This window comes from Hydrogenophaga sp. L76, assembly GCF_057654755.1.
Map to the genome: position 1 here is coordinate 4,445,053 of NZ_CM172807.1, position 14,170 is coordinate 4,459,222.

Sequence of the window (14,170 nt, forward strand, 5' to 3'; positions counted from 1 at the left end):
GTCAGCGCACGGTGCCCAGGGCACGCTGCTGGCGGGTGCGCCAGGCGTGCCACAGCACAAACAGCGCCACCGCGCCCAGGCCGATTTCATCGGTGAGCGGCAGCGCGACGACCAGGAAGCTGGCCGCCACAATGGCCATGATGCGCTCGGCCCAGTTCAGCGGTCCGATCAGGAACCCGATGGCGCCGGCGCCCCACATCGATATCGCCACCAGCGCCTTGAACACGATCCAGGTGGTGTCCAGCCAGTCGCCGGTCTGCAGCATGAGCGCCGGGCTGTAGACCGCCATGAAGGGCACGATGAAGCCCGCGATGGCCACGCGGATCGCCTGCATGCTGATCTTCAGACCGCTCTCACGCGCGATGGGCGCTGCCGCGAAGCAGGCCAGTGCCACCGGCGGCGTGAGGTCGGCCATGATGCCGAAGTAGAAAACGAACATGTGCGAGACGATCAGCGGCACACCCAGCTCCAGCAACACCGGCGCGGCCAGCGAGCTGGTGATGATGTAGTTGGGGATGGTGGGAATGCCCATGCCCAGCACGAGGCAGGTGACCATGGTCAGCAGCAGCGCCAGAAACAGGCTTTCGCGGCCGATGGCGATGATGTGTCCGCCCAGTTCGGCGGCCACGCCAGTGAGGTTGATGACGCCGATGATCACGCCCACCAGCGCGCAGGCGATCGCCACCGGCAGGGCATGGCGTGCGCCGTCCACCAGCGCCTTCACCGCCAGCGCACGGGCGTCGCCTCCGGTGCGCAGGATGAAGGTCAAAGCGATCAGCAGCGCACTCACCACGAAGAAGGTGCCAACGCCGAACTGGAAGAAGCCGGCGCAGGCGAAGCCCAGCAGCACCCAGGCCAGGCCGCGCAGCGCCGGGGCCTTGACCCCGCTGATCACCGCGGCACCGAAGATCAGGATCACGGTCAGGCCCAGGCCCACCGAACCCGAGAACAGCGGCGTGTAACCCGAGAAGAGCAGGGCCACCAGCCCCACCAGTGGCAACAGCAGGTACCAGCGCTCGCGCACCGCGGTCCAGGGGTTGGGGCACTCGTCCTTGGGCAAACCCATGAGGCCCTTGCGCCCGGCTTCCAGATGCACCATCCAGAAGGCGGTGACGAAATACAGGATGGCCGGGATCAGCGCCGCCTTGACGATGTCGATGTAAGGCACATTGATGGTTTCGGCCATGATGAAGGCCACGGCCCCCATCACCGGCGGCATGATCTGCCCGCCCATGCTGGCCGTGGCTTCGACACCGCCAGCGAACGCCGGGCTGTAACCGAAGCGTTTCATCAGCGGGATGGTGAACTGCCCGGTGGTGACCACGTTGGCGACACCCGAGCCGTTGATGGTGCCCATCAGCCCGGAGGAAATCACCGACACCTTGGCCGGGCCGCCGCGCGTGTGCCCCACGGTGCCCATGGCGAAGTCGTTGAACAGGCGGATCATGCCGGCCTGTTCTAGGAAGGCGCCGAACAGGATGAACAGGAAGATGTAGGTCGACGACACATAGGTCGGTGTGCCGTACAGGCCTTCGGTGCCGAAGCCCAGCGTGCTCACCACCTGGTCCACGCCGTAGCCGCGGTGGGCTATGGCCCCCGGCAGGTGCTGGCCGAACAGGGCGTAGAGCAGGAAGGTCAGGCACACCAGCGGCAGGCCCCAGCCCATGACGCGGCGTGCGGCTTCGAACACCAGCGCGATCAGCAACACGCCCACCATCCAGTCGGCCTGCGTGAGATCGCCGGCGCGCAGCGTCAGGTCGGCCTCGAACACCCACTGGTACAGGCCGGTGGCAAATCCCGCGATGCCCAGCAGCCAGCCCAGCGCGCGCCAGGTGCCCGAGCGCCCGTCCATGGGCGGGAACAGCGCGAAGATCATCAGCAGCACAAAGCCGACGTGAATGGAACGGATCACCTGGCTGGAGAGCGGATGAAACGATGCCATCCAGAGCTGGTAGGCGGAGAAGGCGATCGCGACCCAGAAGATGCCGCCGGTCAGGCGATCGCCATGGCCCGTGTGGCCGGTGTCGGTGCTGTTGTTGTCGTTGTCGTTCATGGAATCCTCGGCTGGCAGAAATGAATACGGCCCCGGGGCGGGGCCGCATCACAACGGGAAGTGCCGGCAGGCCTGCCCGCGGGCCCGGTTATTTGATCAGGCCCACTTCCTTGTAGTAGCGCTCGGCGCCAGGGTGCAGGGGCACCGGCATGCCCTTGATGGCGTTTTCGCGTTTGATGTTCTTGGCCGCGTTGTGCGCGGCGTAGAGCGTGTCGATGTTGTCGTACATGGCCTTGGCCATGCGGTAAGCCACGTCATCTGTCACCCCGCTGTGGGTCACCAGGAAGTTGGGAATGGCCGCGGTGGCCACGGCCTCGGTCTGGCCGCCGTAGGTGTTGGCCGGGATGATGGCGGGCTGGTAGGCCGGGTCGCCGACCTTGGCCACCACGTCGGCGGGCACCGGGATCACGACGATCTTCACGGACGTGGACAGGTCGCGGATGGAGGCCACGCCCAGGCCGGCGGACTGCAGCGTGGCGTCGAGCTGGCGGTTCTTCATCAGTTCAACCGACTCGCCAAACGGCAGGTATTCCACCTTGGCCAGATCGGCGTAGCCCAGGCCGGCGGCCTTGAAGATGGCGCGGGCGTTCAGCTCGGTGCCCGACTTCGCGGCACCCACCGATACGCGCTTGCCCTTGAGGTCCGCCAGGGACTTGATGCCCGAGTCGGCGCTGGCGACGATCTGGATGTAGTTGTTGTAGGTGGCCGACAGGCCGCGCAGCTTGTCCAGCTTCTTGGGGAAGCCCGCTTCGGCTTCCCCCTTCCAGGCGTCGGACACGGAGTCGGCCAGCGCCAGCGCCAGCTCGCCACGGCCGGCCTGCAGCAGGTTGAGGTTCTCGGCCGAGGCCTTGGTCACCTGAGCGGTGGAGCGCGCATTGGGGATGTCCTTGGCGAAGATCTGCGACAGCGCCACGCCCATGGGGTAGTACACACCGCTCTGGCCCCCGGTGAGCACGTTGATGAACTGCTGTTGTTGTGCAACGGCAGCACCCGATGCGATGGCCGCGGCCACGCTCAAGCCCAGACCGATCTTGTGAATCAAACGCATGGATGTGTCTCCTTTGGGTGGGATGAAAACAAAAGGGCAGAATACCCCAATTCGATAGCAGACCACCCCCGGTAAACGCTTATGAGCGGGGGCGGGTTTTCCCCGACGCAGCCTGTGCCGCAGGTGACAGTGTCCGTGGTTTTTCATCGTTTCCATGGCAACCCGACGACCTTCGCTCCTTCCCGCCGACCCGCCCGTCGCCGCATCACCGCTGCTGCTCGCCAGCCAGGCGAGCGCGGAGAATTTTGCCGACGCGCTCTGGCTCGAAGAGGGCCTCTCGCGCAACACGCTCGACGCCTACCGGCGCGACCTCACGCTCTTCGGCCAATGGCTGGCCGCACGCGGCACGGCGCTGCCCGAGGCCGGCGAAAGCGACATCAACGCCTACTTCGCCGAACGCCACGCCCAGACCCGCGCCACCACCGCCAACCGGCGGCTCACGGTGTTCAAGCGCTATTACCGCTGGGCGCTGCGCGAACGCCTCATCACCGCCGACCCCACGCTGCGCCTGATGGCCGCGCGCCAGGCGATGCGCGTGCCGAAGACCATGAGCGAGGCTCAGGTGGAGGCCCTGCTCAACGCGCCCGACACCGGCACGCCGCTGGGTCAACGCGACCGCGCCATGCTGGAGCTGATGTACGCCAGCGGCCTGCGCGTGAGCGAGCTGGTCACGCTCAAGACCTTTCACGTCGGCATGAACGAGCACGTGTTGCGCATCACCGGCAAGGGCAACAAGGAGCGGCTGGTGCCGTTTGGCCAGATCGCGGGCCATTGGCTGCAGACCTGGCTGGGCCAGGGACGGCGCGAGGTATTGGGCAGCTTGCAGAGCGAAGACCTGTTCGTCACCTCGCGCGGCTCGCGCGCCGGTGAGGCCATGACGCGCGCCATGTTCTGGCAGCTGGTGAAGAAGTACGCGCTGGCCGCCGGCATCACCTCGCCGCTCTCGCCGCACACCCTGCGCCACGCCTTCGCCACGCACCTGCTCAACCACGGTGCCGATCTGCGCGCGGTGCAGATGCTGCTGGGCCACGCCGACATTTCCACCACCACCATCTACACGCACGTGGCGCGCGAGCGGCTGAAGAGCATCGTGGCGCAGCACCACCCGCGCGGCTGAGGGCGAACCCGTATGAGTCAACCCGCGCAGCTCACTGCGCCATGCGCAGACGCCGCGCCGCGTCTTCATCGCGCGCGTCGTCGATCTCGCGCATCACGCTGGCCAGGTCCACTTCGGCGTGGGTCGGCGTGTAGCGTCCGGTGAGCACGGTGTCGTTGCTCAGCAGCCCGCGCTGGTACAGGCTCCAGATTTCGGGGCCGTACCGGGTGGCCCGCAGCTCGGGGGCAAACTGGCCGAAGAAATCGCGCAGGTTGGCCACGTCGCGCAGCAGCATGCGCGGTGCGTGGTTGTTGCCGGCGGCGTCCACCGCCTGTGGCAGGTCGATGATCACCGGGAAGTCCTCACCGTCCGCTTCGCCCGAATGCGCGAGCAGGATGTTGAACTCAGACAGATCACCGTGCACCACGCCCGCACACAACATGCGCACCACCTCGGCCACCAGGGTGGCGTGGTGCTGGCGCGCCTGACCGGGGGTGAAGCGCACGTCGTTCAGGCGCGGGGCGGCGTCGCCGTGGGCGTCGGTCACCAGCTCCATCAGCAGCACACCGTCGCAGAAGTTGTAGGGCTGCGGCACACGCACGCCGGCGGCGGCCAGGCGGTACAGCGCGTCCACCTCGGCGCTTTGCCAGGCCGCCTCCTGCGCCTCGCGGCCGAACTTCGTGCCCTTGGCCATGGCGCGGGCCTGGCGCGAGTTCTTGACCTTGCGGTTTTCGGTGTAGTCCACCGCCTGGCGGAAGCTGCGGTTGTTGGCTTCTTTGTAGATCTTGGCGCAGCGCGTTTCATCGCCGCAGCGCACCACAAACACCATGGCTTCCTTGCCGCTCATGAGCTGGCGCACCACGGAGTCGATCAGACCTTCTTCGATCAGCGCCTGCAGGCGGGGCGGCGCCTTCATGCGGACCCGCGCCCGTTGCGGGAAGTGCTCACTTGGGCGCCAGCGACCAGCCGGCGCGCTGGTTCGTCTTGTCGTTGGTGTAGTGCCAGTGGGCACCGCAGCGATCGCAGAAATAGCCGGTGATCGTCACCTGGACATCGCCGCGCAGTTCCTTGCGGTGGTTGCCCTGCTGCAGCTCGGCGTGGCCGGGCGCGCCGCGCCAGTTGCGCTGGATGCCCTGGCAGGATTCGCACAGCGGCGAGGGTTCGGTTGGGGTGGTGGAGTCTGGTGCTGGATTCATGGCCGAAGGATCGGGGTGGCGATGGCGTTTTGGGGAACAGGGATTGTGCGCCCGGCGTCTCTGTCCGTCGCCGAGCGGTCTGCTGCGTTACATCAGGAAGTCGAGCAGGTTGGCGAACGGGGCGATGGCGCGCATCTTGAGCAGGGTGTTCTCGTCGGCGTCTTTCACCAAAGCCTCCAGCCCGCCCGCGTTGGCCGCACCCACCACCGCCCGGGACTGCGCGATACGCAGGCGCATGTTGTGCTGCAGGGTCTCGGCGAGGAAGCGGTTGTTGCGGCAGACCACCATCAGCTCCGAGTTCAGGTTGGCCGAGCGGGGATCGATGTTGTAGGTGCCGACGACGACCGTGTGGTCGTCGAAGACCGCGCGTTTGGCGTGTACGCCCCAGCGCGGCGAAGCGGAGGGCCGCTCGCTGCCCGCCAGCGCTTGCCCGCCATAGGCCCAGACTTCCAGCTTCGGCAGGGACAGGCGATCGAGCGAATTCGCCAGACTGGCCACGGTGTAGAACGCGTCGGTGGAATACAGGCTGTTCGTCAAAATCTGCAGCTTGACGCCGCGTTGCGCCACCTGCTGCAACACCGCGAGGCCGTCGTCGCGCAAGACCAGGTAGGGGCTCTCCACCATGATCTGCTGGCGCGCCTCTTTGGCCAGCCGGGTGAGTTCCAGAAACACCTTGCGCCGCTCCACGCCCGAGCCCGGGTAGTCGGTGACGAAGTGCATGTCGTTGCAGGTGCTGAACGTGTGTTGGGGGGTGTGGCGCTGCAGTTCGGCGGCCAGCGCGACTTCAGCGGGGGAAGGCAGACCCAGCAGCTCCGGGCCGGGCACGGGCTGCGATGCGGTGGCCACGTCGATGGGGTTCGTCACCCAGTCCGACGCCCAGTACAGCTCGAAGCTGTCCGTGATGCCCGAGACCACCGGGCCATCGATGACCATGTCGCTGTCGAGGAAGTTGTAGCGTTCCGAGAGGTCGAAATAGTCATCGGCGATGTTGCGCCCGCCGATGATGGCCTTCTGGCGGTCCACCACCAGCAGCTTGCGGTGGGTGCGGTGGTTCGAGGCGAAGAACCGGGCCAGGCCCGCGGTGTTGTAGTAACGCACCTCCACGCCGGCCACCTCCAGCGCCTGGGCGTAGTGCGGCGCGAGCTTGAAGACCGGCAGCGCAAAGTCCACCAGCAGGCGCACCTTGACGCCTTCGCGCGCCTTGCGGGCCAGGGCCTGCGTCACCAGCCGGCTCGCGGTGTCGACCTCGTAGATGAAGAACTCCAGCTCGATGGACTCTTTGGCTTCTTCAATGAGCCGCATGCGCGTGGCCAGCGAGTCGAAGCCCACGTCGAGCAGGGCCACCGTGTGGGGCTCGTGCGAGCGCACGTCGATGGCGGGGTGTGTGGGTGCCTTGCCCAGCCACTGCCGTTCGCTCGCTTCCTGGATACCCAGGAAACCGAGGTAGAGCAGCACGGGCAGGCCCACGAAGAGGCCCGCCAGGCTCCAGGCCAGGACTTTCGCGGCCCGCCAGAGGGTCCATCGGCTCCCACTCATGCTGTGTTCCCTGTCATCGTTTGAATGCGGTCTGCGGGCGCAGTATCGCACCCGTTGTCAGGCGCGAAGTGACAGCCGGCCGGGGCCTACAGCGGCCTGGTGACCAGCTCGACCGCCAGACCTTGCCCGGTCACGGTGATGCGGCCCGGTCGCAGACCCAGCAGGTCGGCCATCGCCGTTTCCTGGGCGTTCAACTGGTACAGCACCACTTCGCGCAGGGATTGTTCGGCCAGTGCGGGTGCGTAGTTGTTGAGCAGTTCGGCGGCGTCGGCCGGCAGGCCGGGGAAACGCATGCGGTAGACCTTGAGCTGGTGGGCTCGCAGCGTTCGATCGCTGTGCTCGTAGCGCAGTGCGAAATCGACGGTGAACGTGCCCGGCTGGTTGCGCTGCAGGATCGGGCCGGCCGCGTTCACCGCCATCTCGGCGCGCAGCCGGTTCGAGGCCGGCAGCAAGCCCAGTTGCGGCACCGCCAGGTCCAGGTTCACCAGCCCGGCCACGGGGTAACGCAGCGGGAAACGTTTGCCCACCTCGTTCTGCAGCACATCGAGCGGCACGTTCAGGCGGGGCGGCGAGGCGGGCGCCGCGTCCGGTGAAGGCGCAGCCTGTGCCCGTGCCGCGCCGATCCAGGGCAGCAGCGGTATCCAGGCGGTCAGCAAGACGCGGCGGTGCATGGGGCTTACTTGTAGAACACTTCGACCTTGCCTTTGAGCTGGATCAGCAGGGGCTGCCCCTTGCGATCCACCGTCTTGCTGGAGGGCACCTTGACCCAGCCCTCGCTGATGCAGTACTCGGCCACGTCGAAGCGCTCCTTGTCATTGAAACGGATGCCGATGTCGTGTTCAAACACGGCGGCCACGTGGTGCGGGCTGCGCGGGTCGATGGAGAGGCGGTCGGGCAGTGCGGGTTGGGCCGGTTGGGCCGGTTGGGCCGGTTGGGTGTTCGTGTCGTTCATGGGTCTATTTTCGGGGAGTTCTGGGGGGCGGCAGGCGGCGGTGCGGCGGCATCAATCGGCCAGTACCCGCACCTTCACGCTCTTGCCCTTGATGCGGCCATCGTTCAATCGGCTGGCGACTTGCTCGGCGATGGCGCGGTCCACCGCGACGTAGGTGGACCAGTCGTTGACGTTGATCTTGCCGACCTGTTCGCGCGTGTAGCCGAGGTCGGCGGTGAGCGCGCCCAGCACGTCGCCAGGGCGGATCTTTTCCTTGCGCCCGCCCTGGATGTGCAGCGTCACCATCGGTGGCATGAGCGGGCCGTTGCCGGTGGGAACCAGTTCGGCCAGTTCGTGCCACTCGGATTCGCGGCCCTGCAGCTGCTCGATCTTGCCCACGCTGCCCATCTCGTTCATGCTGGCCAGGTTCAGCGCCAAGCCGCTTTCGCCGGCTCGGCCGGTGCGGCCGATGCGGTGGATGTGCACCTCGGCGTCGGGCGTCACGTCCACGTTGATCACGGCGGCCAGGCTCGCGATGTCGAGCCCGCGTGCGGCCACGTCGGTGGCCACCAGCACCGAGCAACTCTTGTTGGCAAAGCGCACCAGCACCTGGTCACGCTCGCGCTGCTCCAGTTCACCGAAGAGCGCCAGAGCGCTCATGCCTTGCGCCTGCAGCACGGCCACGAGATCGCGGCACTGCGCCTTGGTGTTGCAGAACGCGAGCGTGCTCGCCGGGCGGAAGTGCAGCAGGAGCTGGCTCACCGCGTGCAGTCGCTCGTTGTCCTTCACCTGGTACCAGCGCTGTTCAATCTGGCCACCGGCGTGCTGCGCCTCCACCGTCACCGTGACGGGATCGCGCATGAACTGCGCGGCCAGCTTGGCGATGCCTTCCGGGTAGGTGGCGGAGAACAGCAGGGTCTGGCGATCTTTCGGGCACTGGCGTGCGACCTTCACGATGTCGTCGAAGAAACCCATGTCGAGCATGCGGTCGGCTTCGTCGAGCACCAGGGTGTTGAGCGCGTCGAGTTGCAGGCTCTGGCGCTCCAGGTGGTCCATGATGCGGCCGGGTGTGCCGACCACGATGTGTGCACCATGCTCCAGCGTGGCCAGCTGCCCGCGCAGCGGCACACCGCCGCACAGCGTGACGACCTTGATGTTGTCTTCGGCGCGCGCCAGGCGGCGGATTTCGGTGGTCACCTGGTCGGCCAGTTCGCGCGTGGGGCAGAGCACGAGGGTCTGCACGGCGAAGCGGCGCGGATTCAGGTTGGACAACAGCGTCAGCGCAAAAGCCGCGGTCTTGCCGCTGCCGGTCTTGGCCTGGGCAATGATGTCCTTGCCCAGCAGGGCGGCCGGCAGGCTGGCGGCCTGGATGGCCGTCATGTTCAGGTAGCCGAGCTGCTGCAGGTTGGCCAGCATGGCTGGCGAGAGCGGTAACTGGCTGAAATCGGCGGCGGAAGCGATGGGGGAAACAGTGGTCATCCCCGATTATCGGTTTTTGCCCGATGGCAGCGACCGCACCGGGGTTGTCGGGCCGGAACGGTCCGCGGTCTCAGGCGCCAAGCAGGTCGTCAAGTTCCTGCTGGCTGAAGCCCGCTGCGCGCCGGGCCACGTTGTTGAACGGCGGTTTCAGGCGCGGGGCGCTGTGCGTGCGGGCCAGCAGGCGGTAGTGCGCCAGCGGGTCCAGGCCCTGCTGCGCGCAGAGCCAGCCGTACCAGCGGTTGCCGATGGCGACATGGCCGATCTCGTCGTGCAGGATCACGTCGAGGATCTCGACGGTGCGCAGGGCTGCGGGGGTGTTGACCTTGCGCAGGCGGGCCTGGATCAGCGGGGTGGCGTCGAGCCCGCGCGCTTCGAGCGTGCGCGGCACCAGCGCCATGCGCGCGGTGATGTCGTGCTGTGTCTTCACGCACATTTCCCACAGGCCATCGTGCGCGGGGAAGTCGCCGTAGTGGAAGCCCAGGCTTTGCAGGTGCGTGTGCAGCAGGCCGAAGTGGGTGGCCTCTTCCGCGGCCACGCGCAGCCAGTCGCGGTAGAAGTCGACGGGCATGCCGGCGAAGCGCCAGACCGCATCGAGCGCCAGGTTGATGGCGTTGAATTCGATGTGGCAGACCGCATGCAACAGCGCCGCCAGGCCCTCGGCGGTGAAGGGCGAACGGTGCGGCACGTCCATGGGTGGCACCAGGGCGGGTCGGTCCGGTCGACCCGGCAGGGGAGCGCCGGGCACGGGGTTCAGGGGGTCGTTGGGGCGCAGGGCGTCGAGGCATCGATCCGCATCGGCGCACGCACCCAGGGCGGCCCACAGCGCCAGAGCCGCGCGGGCCTTGTGGCCCGGGTCGGGGATGCAGAGCGTGTGCAAGGCGCGTTCCCTCAGGCTGGTGCCGGGCATGTCGGAAGTGGGGCGGTCATCGGGGCGCTGCATCCCTACAATTCTAGGTTTCGCGTGTGGCCCCCTGGGCCCCGCAACAACAACCAGGATTGGAGACACCCGGCATGGCGATTTATGAACTCGATGGCGTGGCGCCGCGCGTGGCCGATTCGGCCTGGGTGGCCGAGAACGCGTTGGTGATCGGGGATGTGAGCCTGGGCGAGCACGCGAGCGTGTGGTTCGGCACCACGGTGCGGGGCGACACGGCCACCATCACCATCGGCGCCGGCAGCAACATCCAGGACGGCAGCGTGCTGCACGCCGACGATGGGCTGCCCTTGACCATCGGCGCCCACGTGACCGTGGGCCACCAGGTCATGCTGCACGGCTGCACCGTGGGGGACGAATCGCTGATCGGCATCGGTGCCATCGTGCTCAACGGCGCGAAGATCGGCAGGAACTGCCTGGTGGGCGCGGGCGCGCTGGTGACCGAGGGCAAAGAATTTCCCGATGGCTCCATGATCATCGGCAGCCCCGCCAAGGTGGTGCGCCAGCTCACGCCCGAGCAGATCGAAGGCTTGCGCCAGAGCGCGAAACACTATGTCGAGAACGCGGAGCGCTTCAGGCGCGGCTTGAAAAAGATCGGTTGACCCCGATCTGCCAGCGTTGACCGAATCGAAAGAACCCCTTGTCCGAACTCCACAAATTCATGTTTGAAGGCCTGCCGGTGCGCGGCATGCTGGTGCGCCTGACCGATGCCTGGACCGACATCCTGCACCGGCGCGAACAGGCGGGCGGCTATCCCGCGGCGGTGCAGGAACTGCTGGGCGAGATGACGGCGGCGGCCACGCTGATGCAGGCCAATATCAAGTTCAACGGTGCGCTGGTGATGCAGATCATGGGCGACGGCCCGGTGAAGCTCGCCGTGGCCGAGGTGCAGCCCGACCTGAGCCTGCGCGCCACGGCCACGGTGTTGGGCGAGGTGGCGGCCGATGCGCCGCTCTCGCACATGGTCAACGTGAACAACCAGGGGCGCTGCGCGATCACGCTCGACCCGAAAGACCGCCAGCCGGGCCAGCAGCCTTACCAGGGCGTGGTGCCGCTGTTTGGTGACCGCCACGAGAAGCTGGAAAAGCTCAGCGAAGTGATCGAACACTACATGCTGCAGAGCGAGCAGCTCGACACACGCCTGGTGTTGGCCGCGAATGACAAGGTGGCCGCGGGCCTGCTGATCCAGCGCCTGCCGCTGCAGGGCGAGGCCAACCTGGCCGGTGCGGGCGCGGTGGCCAGCGACGAAGACCAGATCGGCCGGAACGAGGACTACAACCGCATTGCCATCCTGGCCGCCAGCCTCAAGCGTGAGGAGCTGCTGGAGCTGGACGCCGAGACGATCCTGCACCGCCTGTTCTGGGAAGAAGACCTGCGCCGCTTCGAGCCCCTGGCGGGCGAGGAAGGCCCGCGTTTTGCCTGCACCTGCTCGCGCGAGCGCGTGAGCAGCATGCTGCGCAGCCTGGGGCGCGACGAGATCGAATCGATCATCACCGAGCAGGGTCAGGTGGAGGTGGGCTGCGACTTCTGCGGTGCGATGTACCGGTTTGACCCGGTGGATGCGGCGCAGGTGTTTCTGCAGCCGCACGCGCAGCCGCCCGCCACACCCCATCTCCAGTGAACGGCGGCGGGGTCAGGTCGTCGCGCGCAGCCGCCGCGCGCCCTGGCCCAGTGTGTCGAGGACGTCGTAGCACGCCCCCATGGTGTGGTAGTCCACCTTGCCCGCAGGGCTTTTTTCGTCGCTGATTTTTGAGTTGTCGGCGCGCAGGATGCGCCACCAGGCGCCGTGTTGATGGTCCACGAAATGCTGCCAGGCGTAAGCCCACAGGCGGTCGTAGTCGGCCCAGTAGCGGGTTTCGCCCGTGACGCTGGCCAGGCGCGCGGCGGTGGCGACAGATTCGGCCTGGACCCAGAAATATTTGTCGCTGTCGCACACGCTGCCGTCGGGCGCGAAGCCGTAGAACAGGCCGCCGTGTAGCGTGTCCCACGACTTCACCATCGCGGTGTCGAAGAAGAACCTGGCGCGCGGCAGGTGGTCGGCGCGTGGGCGGCGCTGATCGAGCAGCAGCAACAGCTTGGCCCATTCGGTCAGGTGGCCGGGCTGGAAACCCCAGGGGCGGAAGAGGTTGCTCCTGTCGTCCTTGTTGTAGTCCCAGTCGACCGACCAGTCGGCGCGGTAGTGCTCCCACACCAGGCCATCGGCCAGCGCCGCCTGCCGGATGCAGATGTGGTCGGCCAGTCGCTCGGCGCGGACCAGGTAGCGGGTTTCGCCGGTGGCGTCGAAGGCGGCCAGCAGCGCCTCGCACAGGTGCATGTTGGCGTTCTGGCCCCGGTAGTCGCTGAGCACCCCGTCGGGGCCGATCTCGTCGGCGTAGAGGCCGTGGCCTGGTTCCCAGAAACGCTGCTCCAGCAACTCGAAGGTTTCGGCGATGCCAGCGTGCGCCTCGGGCAGACCGGCCATAAAGGCGTGGGCGTGCGCCAGCAGGACGAAGGCCAGGCCGTAGGCGTGCTGGGTGCCGTCGAGCACGGTCTTTTTTCCGTCGCGCCAGTCCAGCAGCCAGATGTAGCCACCGCTGTGGGGGTCGCGGTGCGCGCGGCGCAGGAAGTCGAAGGCGTGGGCCAGTGCCTGGCGGTGCGAGGCATCGGCCCCCGAGCGCACGGCCATGGCGTAGGTGACGACGAAGCGGGTGCTGCTGACCAGGTGGCGGGTGTGGTGGTCGTAGACCTCGCCGTTGTCCCGGAAAAAATGGAACAGACCGCCGCTGGGGTCGATGGCCCGCGGGTGGTAGAAGGCCATGCAGTCGCGCACGTGCGTACGCAGGAAATCGGGAGAGCGGAAGTCGGGCAAGGGTTGTGCCGGGATCATGGTGGCGGGTCTTTGGTGTGATCGGTGGTCACCAGCTGGCTGAACAGGCGGTGTTCACAGTCCGGGTCGCTGCAGCTCTCACAGACCCAGCGGCCCCGGCCCAGACGCAGCGCCGGATCGTCGGCCAGCAGCGGCCGGCCGAGGTGCTTGCCGATGGCCCTCAAGGCCTGCTGCAGACGCGCTGGCCCCTTTCCATAGATGGTCTGGTAACGCACGCCGGCGATCTGCAGCTCGCGCCGCAGCACCGCGTCGGTGGCGTCGCGCACGGCCAGGCTGTCGCGAAACAGGCCGTCGGCGACCCAGGGCAGGTCCAGCCCCATCAGCAACGTCAGGTCGTAGCCGCGCTGTTCGGCCCGGGCGGCGGGCAGCAGTGAGGTGTCGTTGAAGTACAGCTCGCTGTAGGCCGCGATCACGAGCGAGGTGGTATCGGCCACCACGAGCTCCACACCATGCTGGCTGGCAGCCTGCGCGATGAGCGCTGTCTGCTCGGCCGCGCGAGCGGACTGTTCATCGGCGCGCGGCGCGCGACCCATGGTCTCGCACCAGTGCCGGAGTTGTTCGGCAACGAGTGCGGTGGGGATGTGGAGCCCTTCGTTGAGGTGTCGGCACAGTGCCTGCGCCAGGTCGGACTTGCCGGTGGATTCACCACCCAGCAGCGTGATCGTTGTGGCCACAGGTGGGGCGTTCAACGACGTGCGGTGACTGTGATGCGCGAAAGACGCTCAGCCGCTCAGGGCCGGGTCTGCGCGATCTGGACAAAGACCTCGTTGGGCTTGACCATGCCCAGATTCTGGCGGGCCAGCTCTTCCACCATGTCCAGGCCCTCTTGCAGGTCGCGCACCTCGCTGGCCAGCTGGTCGTTGCGCAGCTTGGCCTCGCGGTTGCTGCGCTCCAGCCGGGCCAGTTCCTGCTTCATGCCCGACACCGTGGGCACGCTGCCCCGGCCGAACCAGAGCTGCGCGTGCAGCACGAGCAGCAGCGTGATCAGCAGGGCGGGGATGAAGCGTGAACCCATGGTGGCAGGAGTCTAT

General features: G+C 67.2%; 15 protein-coding genes. 3 read left to right on the forward strand and 12 right to left on the reverse strand.

Going from position 1 to position 14,170, the window contains the following annotated elements; all coding sequences use genetic code 11:
• Nucleotide 1: 1 nt before the first annotated feature.
• Complete coding sequence (locus AC23D4_RS21720; protein WP_472887752.1) at nucleotides 2–2,053, reverse strand: TRAP transporter permease; 2,052 nt, start codon at nucleotides 2,051–2,053, stop codon at nucleotides 2–4.
• Between the two features lie 88 nt (nucleotides 2,054–2,141).
• On the reverse strand, nucleotides 2,142–3,101 hold the full coding sequence (locus AC23D4_RS21725) for a TAXI family TRAP transporter solute-binding subunit (RefSeq protein WP_472887753.1): 960 nt from the start codon (nucleotides 3,099–3,101) through the stop codon (nucleotides 2,142–2,144).
• A gap of 154 nt (nucleotides 3,102–3,255) precedes the next feature.
• Here AC23D4_RS21725 and xerD point away from each other — a divergent pair, with 154 nt between their 5' ends.
• Nucleotides 3,256–4,218 carry a site-specific tyrosine recombinase XerD gene (gene xerD, locus AC23D4_RS21730; RefSeq protein ID WP_472887754.1) on the forward strand — a complete coding sequence of 321 codons (963 nt, stop codon included), beginning with the start codon at nucleotides 3,256–3,258 and terminating at the stop codon, nucleotides 4,216–4,218.
• A 31-nt stretch (nucleotides 4,219–4,249) separates the two neighbouring features.
• Here xerD and AC23D4_RS21735 read toward each other — a convergent pair whose 3' ends face one another.
• The 7 genes from AC23D4_RS21735 to AC23D4_RS21765 form a co-directional block, all read right to left on the reverse strand.
• Nucleotides 4,250–5,113: a PA4780 family RIO1-like protein kinase gene (locus AC23D4_RS21735; RefSeq protein ID WP_472887755.1), complete on the reverse strand. Its 864-nt coding sequence runs from the start codon at nucleotides 5,111–5,113 to the stop codon at nucleotides 4,250–4,252.
• 28 nt (nucleotides 5,114–5,141) lie between these two features.
• Nucleotides 5,142–5,393, reverse strand: a complete 252-nt coding sequence (locus tag AC23D4_RS21740) for a hypothetical protein (RefSeq protein WP_472887756.1) — start codon at nucleotides 5,391–5,393, stop codon at nucleotides 5,142–5,144.
• 87 nt (nucleotides 5,394–5,480) lie between these two features.
• Entirely contained in the window at nucleotides 5,481–6,929 is a 1,449-nt protein-coding gene (locus tag AC23D4_RS21745; RefSeq protein ID WP_472887757.1) for a phospholipase D-like domain-containing protein, read from the reverse strand.
• A gap of 86 nt (nucleotides 6,930–7,015) precedes the next feature.
• Nucleotides 7,016–7,600, reverse strand: a complete 585-nt coding sequence (locus AC23D4_RS21750; protein WP_472887758.1) for a DUF1439 domain-containing protein — start codon at nucleotides 7,598–7,600, stop codon at nucleotides 7,016–7,018.
• A gap of 5 nt (nucleotides 7,601–7,605) precedes the next feature.
• Complete coding sequence (locus AC23D4_RS21755; RefSeq protein WP_472887759.1) at nucleotides 7,606–7,881, reverse strand: DUF3297 family protein; 276 nt, start codon at nucleotides 7,879–7,881, stop codon at nucleotides 7,606–7,608.
• A 51-nt stretch (nucleotides 7,882–7,932) separates the two neighbouring features.
• Complete coding sequence (gene dbpA / locus AC23D4_RS21760; RefSeq protein WP_472887760.1) at nucleotides 7,933–9,339, reverse strand: ATP-dependent RNA helicase DbpA; 1,407 nt, start codon at nucleotides 9,337–9,339, stop codon at nucleotides 7,933–7,935.
• A gap of 70 nt (nucleotides 9,340–9,409) precedes the next feature.
• Nucleotides 9,410–10,279 carry a ferritin-like domain-containing protein gene (locus AC23D4_RS21765; RefSeq protein ID WP_472887761.1) on the reverse strand — a complete coding sequence of 290 codons (870 nt, stop codon included), beginning with the start codon at nucleotides 10,277–10,279 and terminating at the stop codon, nucleotides 9,410–9,412.
• A 71-nt stretch (nucleotides 10,280–10,350) separates the two neighbouring features.
• Here AC23D4_RS21765 and AC23D4_RS21770 point away from each other — a divergent pair, with 71 nt between their 5' ends.
• The gene (locus tag AC23D4_RS21770) at nucleotides 10,351–10,875 is read left to right on the forward strand and encodes a gamma carbonic anhydrase family protein (RefSeq protein ID WP_472887762.1); all 525 of its coding nucleotides are present in this window, start codon (nucleotides 10,351–10,353) and stop codon (nucleotides 10,873–10,875) included.
• Nucleotides 10,876–10,913: 38 nt separating this feature from the next.
• Nucleotides 10,914–11,894 carry an Hsp33 family molecular chaperone HslO gene (gene hslO / locus AC23D4_RS21775; RefSeq protein ID WP_472887763.1) on the forward strand — a complete coding sequence of 327 codons (981 nt, stop codon included), beginning with the start codon at nucleotides 10,914–10,916 and terminating at the stop codon, nucleotides 11,892–11,894.
• Between the two features lie 12 nt (nucleotides 11,895–11,906).
• Here the strand turns inward: hslO and AC23D4_RS21780 are convergent, their stop codons facing one another.
• The 3 genes from AC23D4_RS21780 to AC23D4_RS21790 are packed head-to-tail and all read right to left on the reverse strand — an operon-like array spanning nucleotide 11,907 to nucleotide 14,154.
• Complete coding sequence (locus AC23D4_RS21780; protein WP_472887764.1) at nucleotides 11,907–13,139, reverse strand: AGE family epimerase/isomerase; 1,233 nt, start codon at nucleotides 13,137–13,139, stop codon at nucleotides 11,907–11,909.
• A complete protein-coding gene (locus AC23D4_RS21785; RefSeq protein ID WP_472887765.1) occupies nucleotides 13,136–13,813 on the reverse strand; it encodes an AAA family ATPase in 678 nt (225 codons plus the stop codon). The genes AC23D4_RS21780 and AC23D4_RS21785 overlap by 4 nt, the downstream gene beginning before the upstream one ends.
• 56 nt (nucleotides 13,814–13,869) lie before the next feature.
• Entirely contained in the window at nucleotides 13,870–14,154 is a 285-nt protein-coding gene (locus AC23D4_RS21790) for an FtsB family cell division protein (RefSeq protein WP_472887766.1), read from the reverse strand.
• Between the last annotated feature and the right edge of the window lie 16 nt (nucleotides 14,155–14,170).

Excerpts from the sequence above, each read along its gene's own strand:
- xerD (WP_472887754.1), top strand. The coding sequence starts at position 3,256 with ATGGCAACCCGACGACCTTCGCTCCTTCCCGCCGACCCGCCCGTCGCC.
- AC23D4_RS21735 (WP_472887755.1), bottom strand. The coding sequence starts at position 5,113 with ATGAAGGCGCCGCCCCGCCTGCAGGCGCTGATCGAAGAAGGTCTGATC.
- AC23D4_RS21725 (WP_472887753.1), bottom strand. The coding sequence starts at position 3,101 with ATGCGTTTGATTCACAAGATCGGTCTGGGCTTGAGCGTGGCCGCGGCC.
- AC23D4_RS21745 (WP_472887757.1), bottom strand. The coding sequence starts at position 6,929 with ATGAGTGGGAGCCGATGGACCCTCTGGCGGGCCGCGAAAGTCCTGGCC.
- AC23D4_RS21765 (WP_472887761.1), bottom strand. The coding sequence starts at position 10,279 with ATGCAGCGCCCCGATGACCGCCCCACTTCCGACATGCCCGGCACCAGC.
- AC23D4_RS21790 (WP_472887766.1), bottom strand. The coding sequence starts at position 14,154 with ATGGGTTCACGCTTCATCCCCGCCCTGCTGATCACGCTGCTGCTCGTG.
- AC23D4_RS21780 (WP_472887764.1), bottom strand. The coding sequence starts at position 13,139 with ATGATCCCGGCACAACCCTTGCCCGACTTCCGCTCTCCCGATTTCCTG.
- AC23D4_RS21770 (WP_472887762.1), top strand. The coding sequence starts at position 10,351 with ATGGCGATTTATGAACTCGATGGCGTGGCGCCGCGCGTGGCCGATTCG.
- AC23D4_RS21720 (WP_472887752.1), bottom strand. The coding sequence starts at position 2,053 with ATGAACGACAACGACAACAACAGCACCGACACCGGCCACACGGGCCAT.
- AC23D4_RS21750 (WP_472887758.1), bottom strand. The coding sequence starts at position 7,600 with ATGCACCGCCGCGTCTTGCTGACCGCCTGGATACCGCTGCTGCCCTGG.
- AC23D4_RS21755 (WP_472887759.1), bottom strand. The coding sequence starts at position 7,881 with ATGAACGACACGAACACCCAACCGGCCCAACCGGCCCAACCGGCCCAA.
- AC23D4_RS21740 (WP_472887756.1), bottom strand. The coding sequence starts at position 5,393 with ATGAATCCAGCACCAGACTCCACCACCCCAACCGAACCCTCGCCGCTG.
- dbpA (WP_472887760.1), bottom strand. The coding sequence starts at position 9,339 with ATGACCACTGTTTCCCCCATCGCTTCCGCCGCCGATTTCAGCCAGTTA.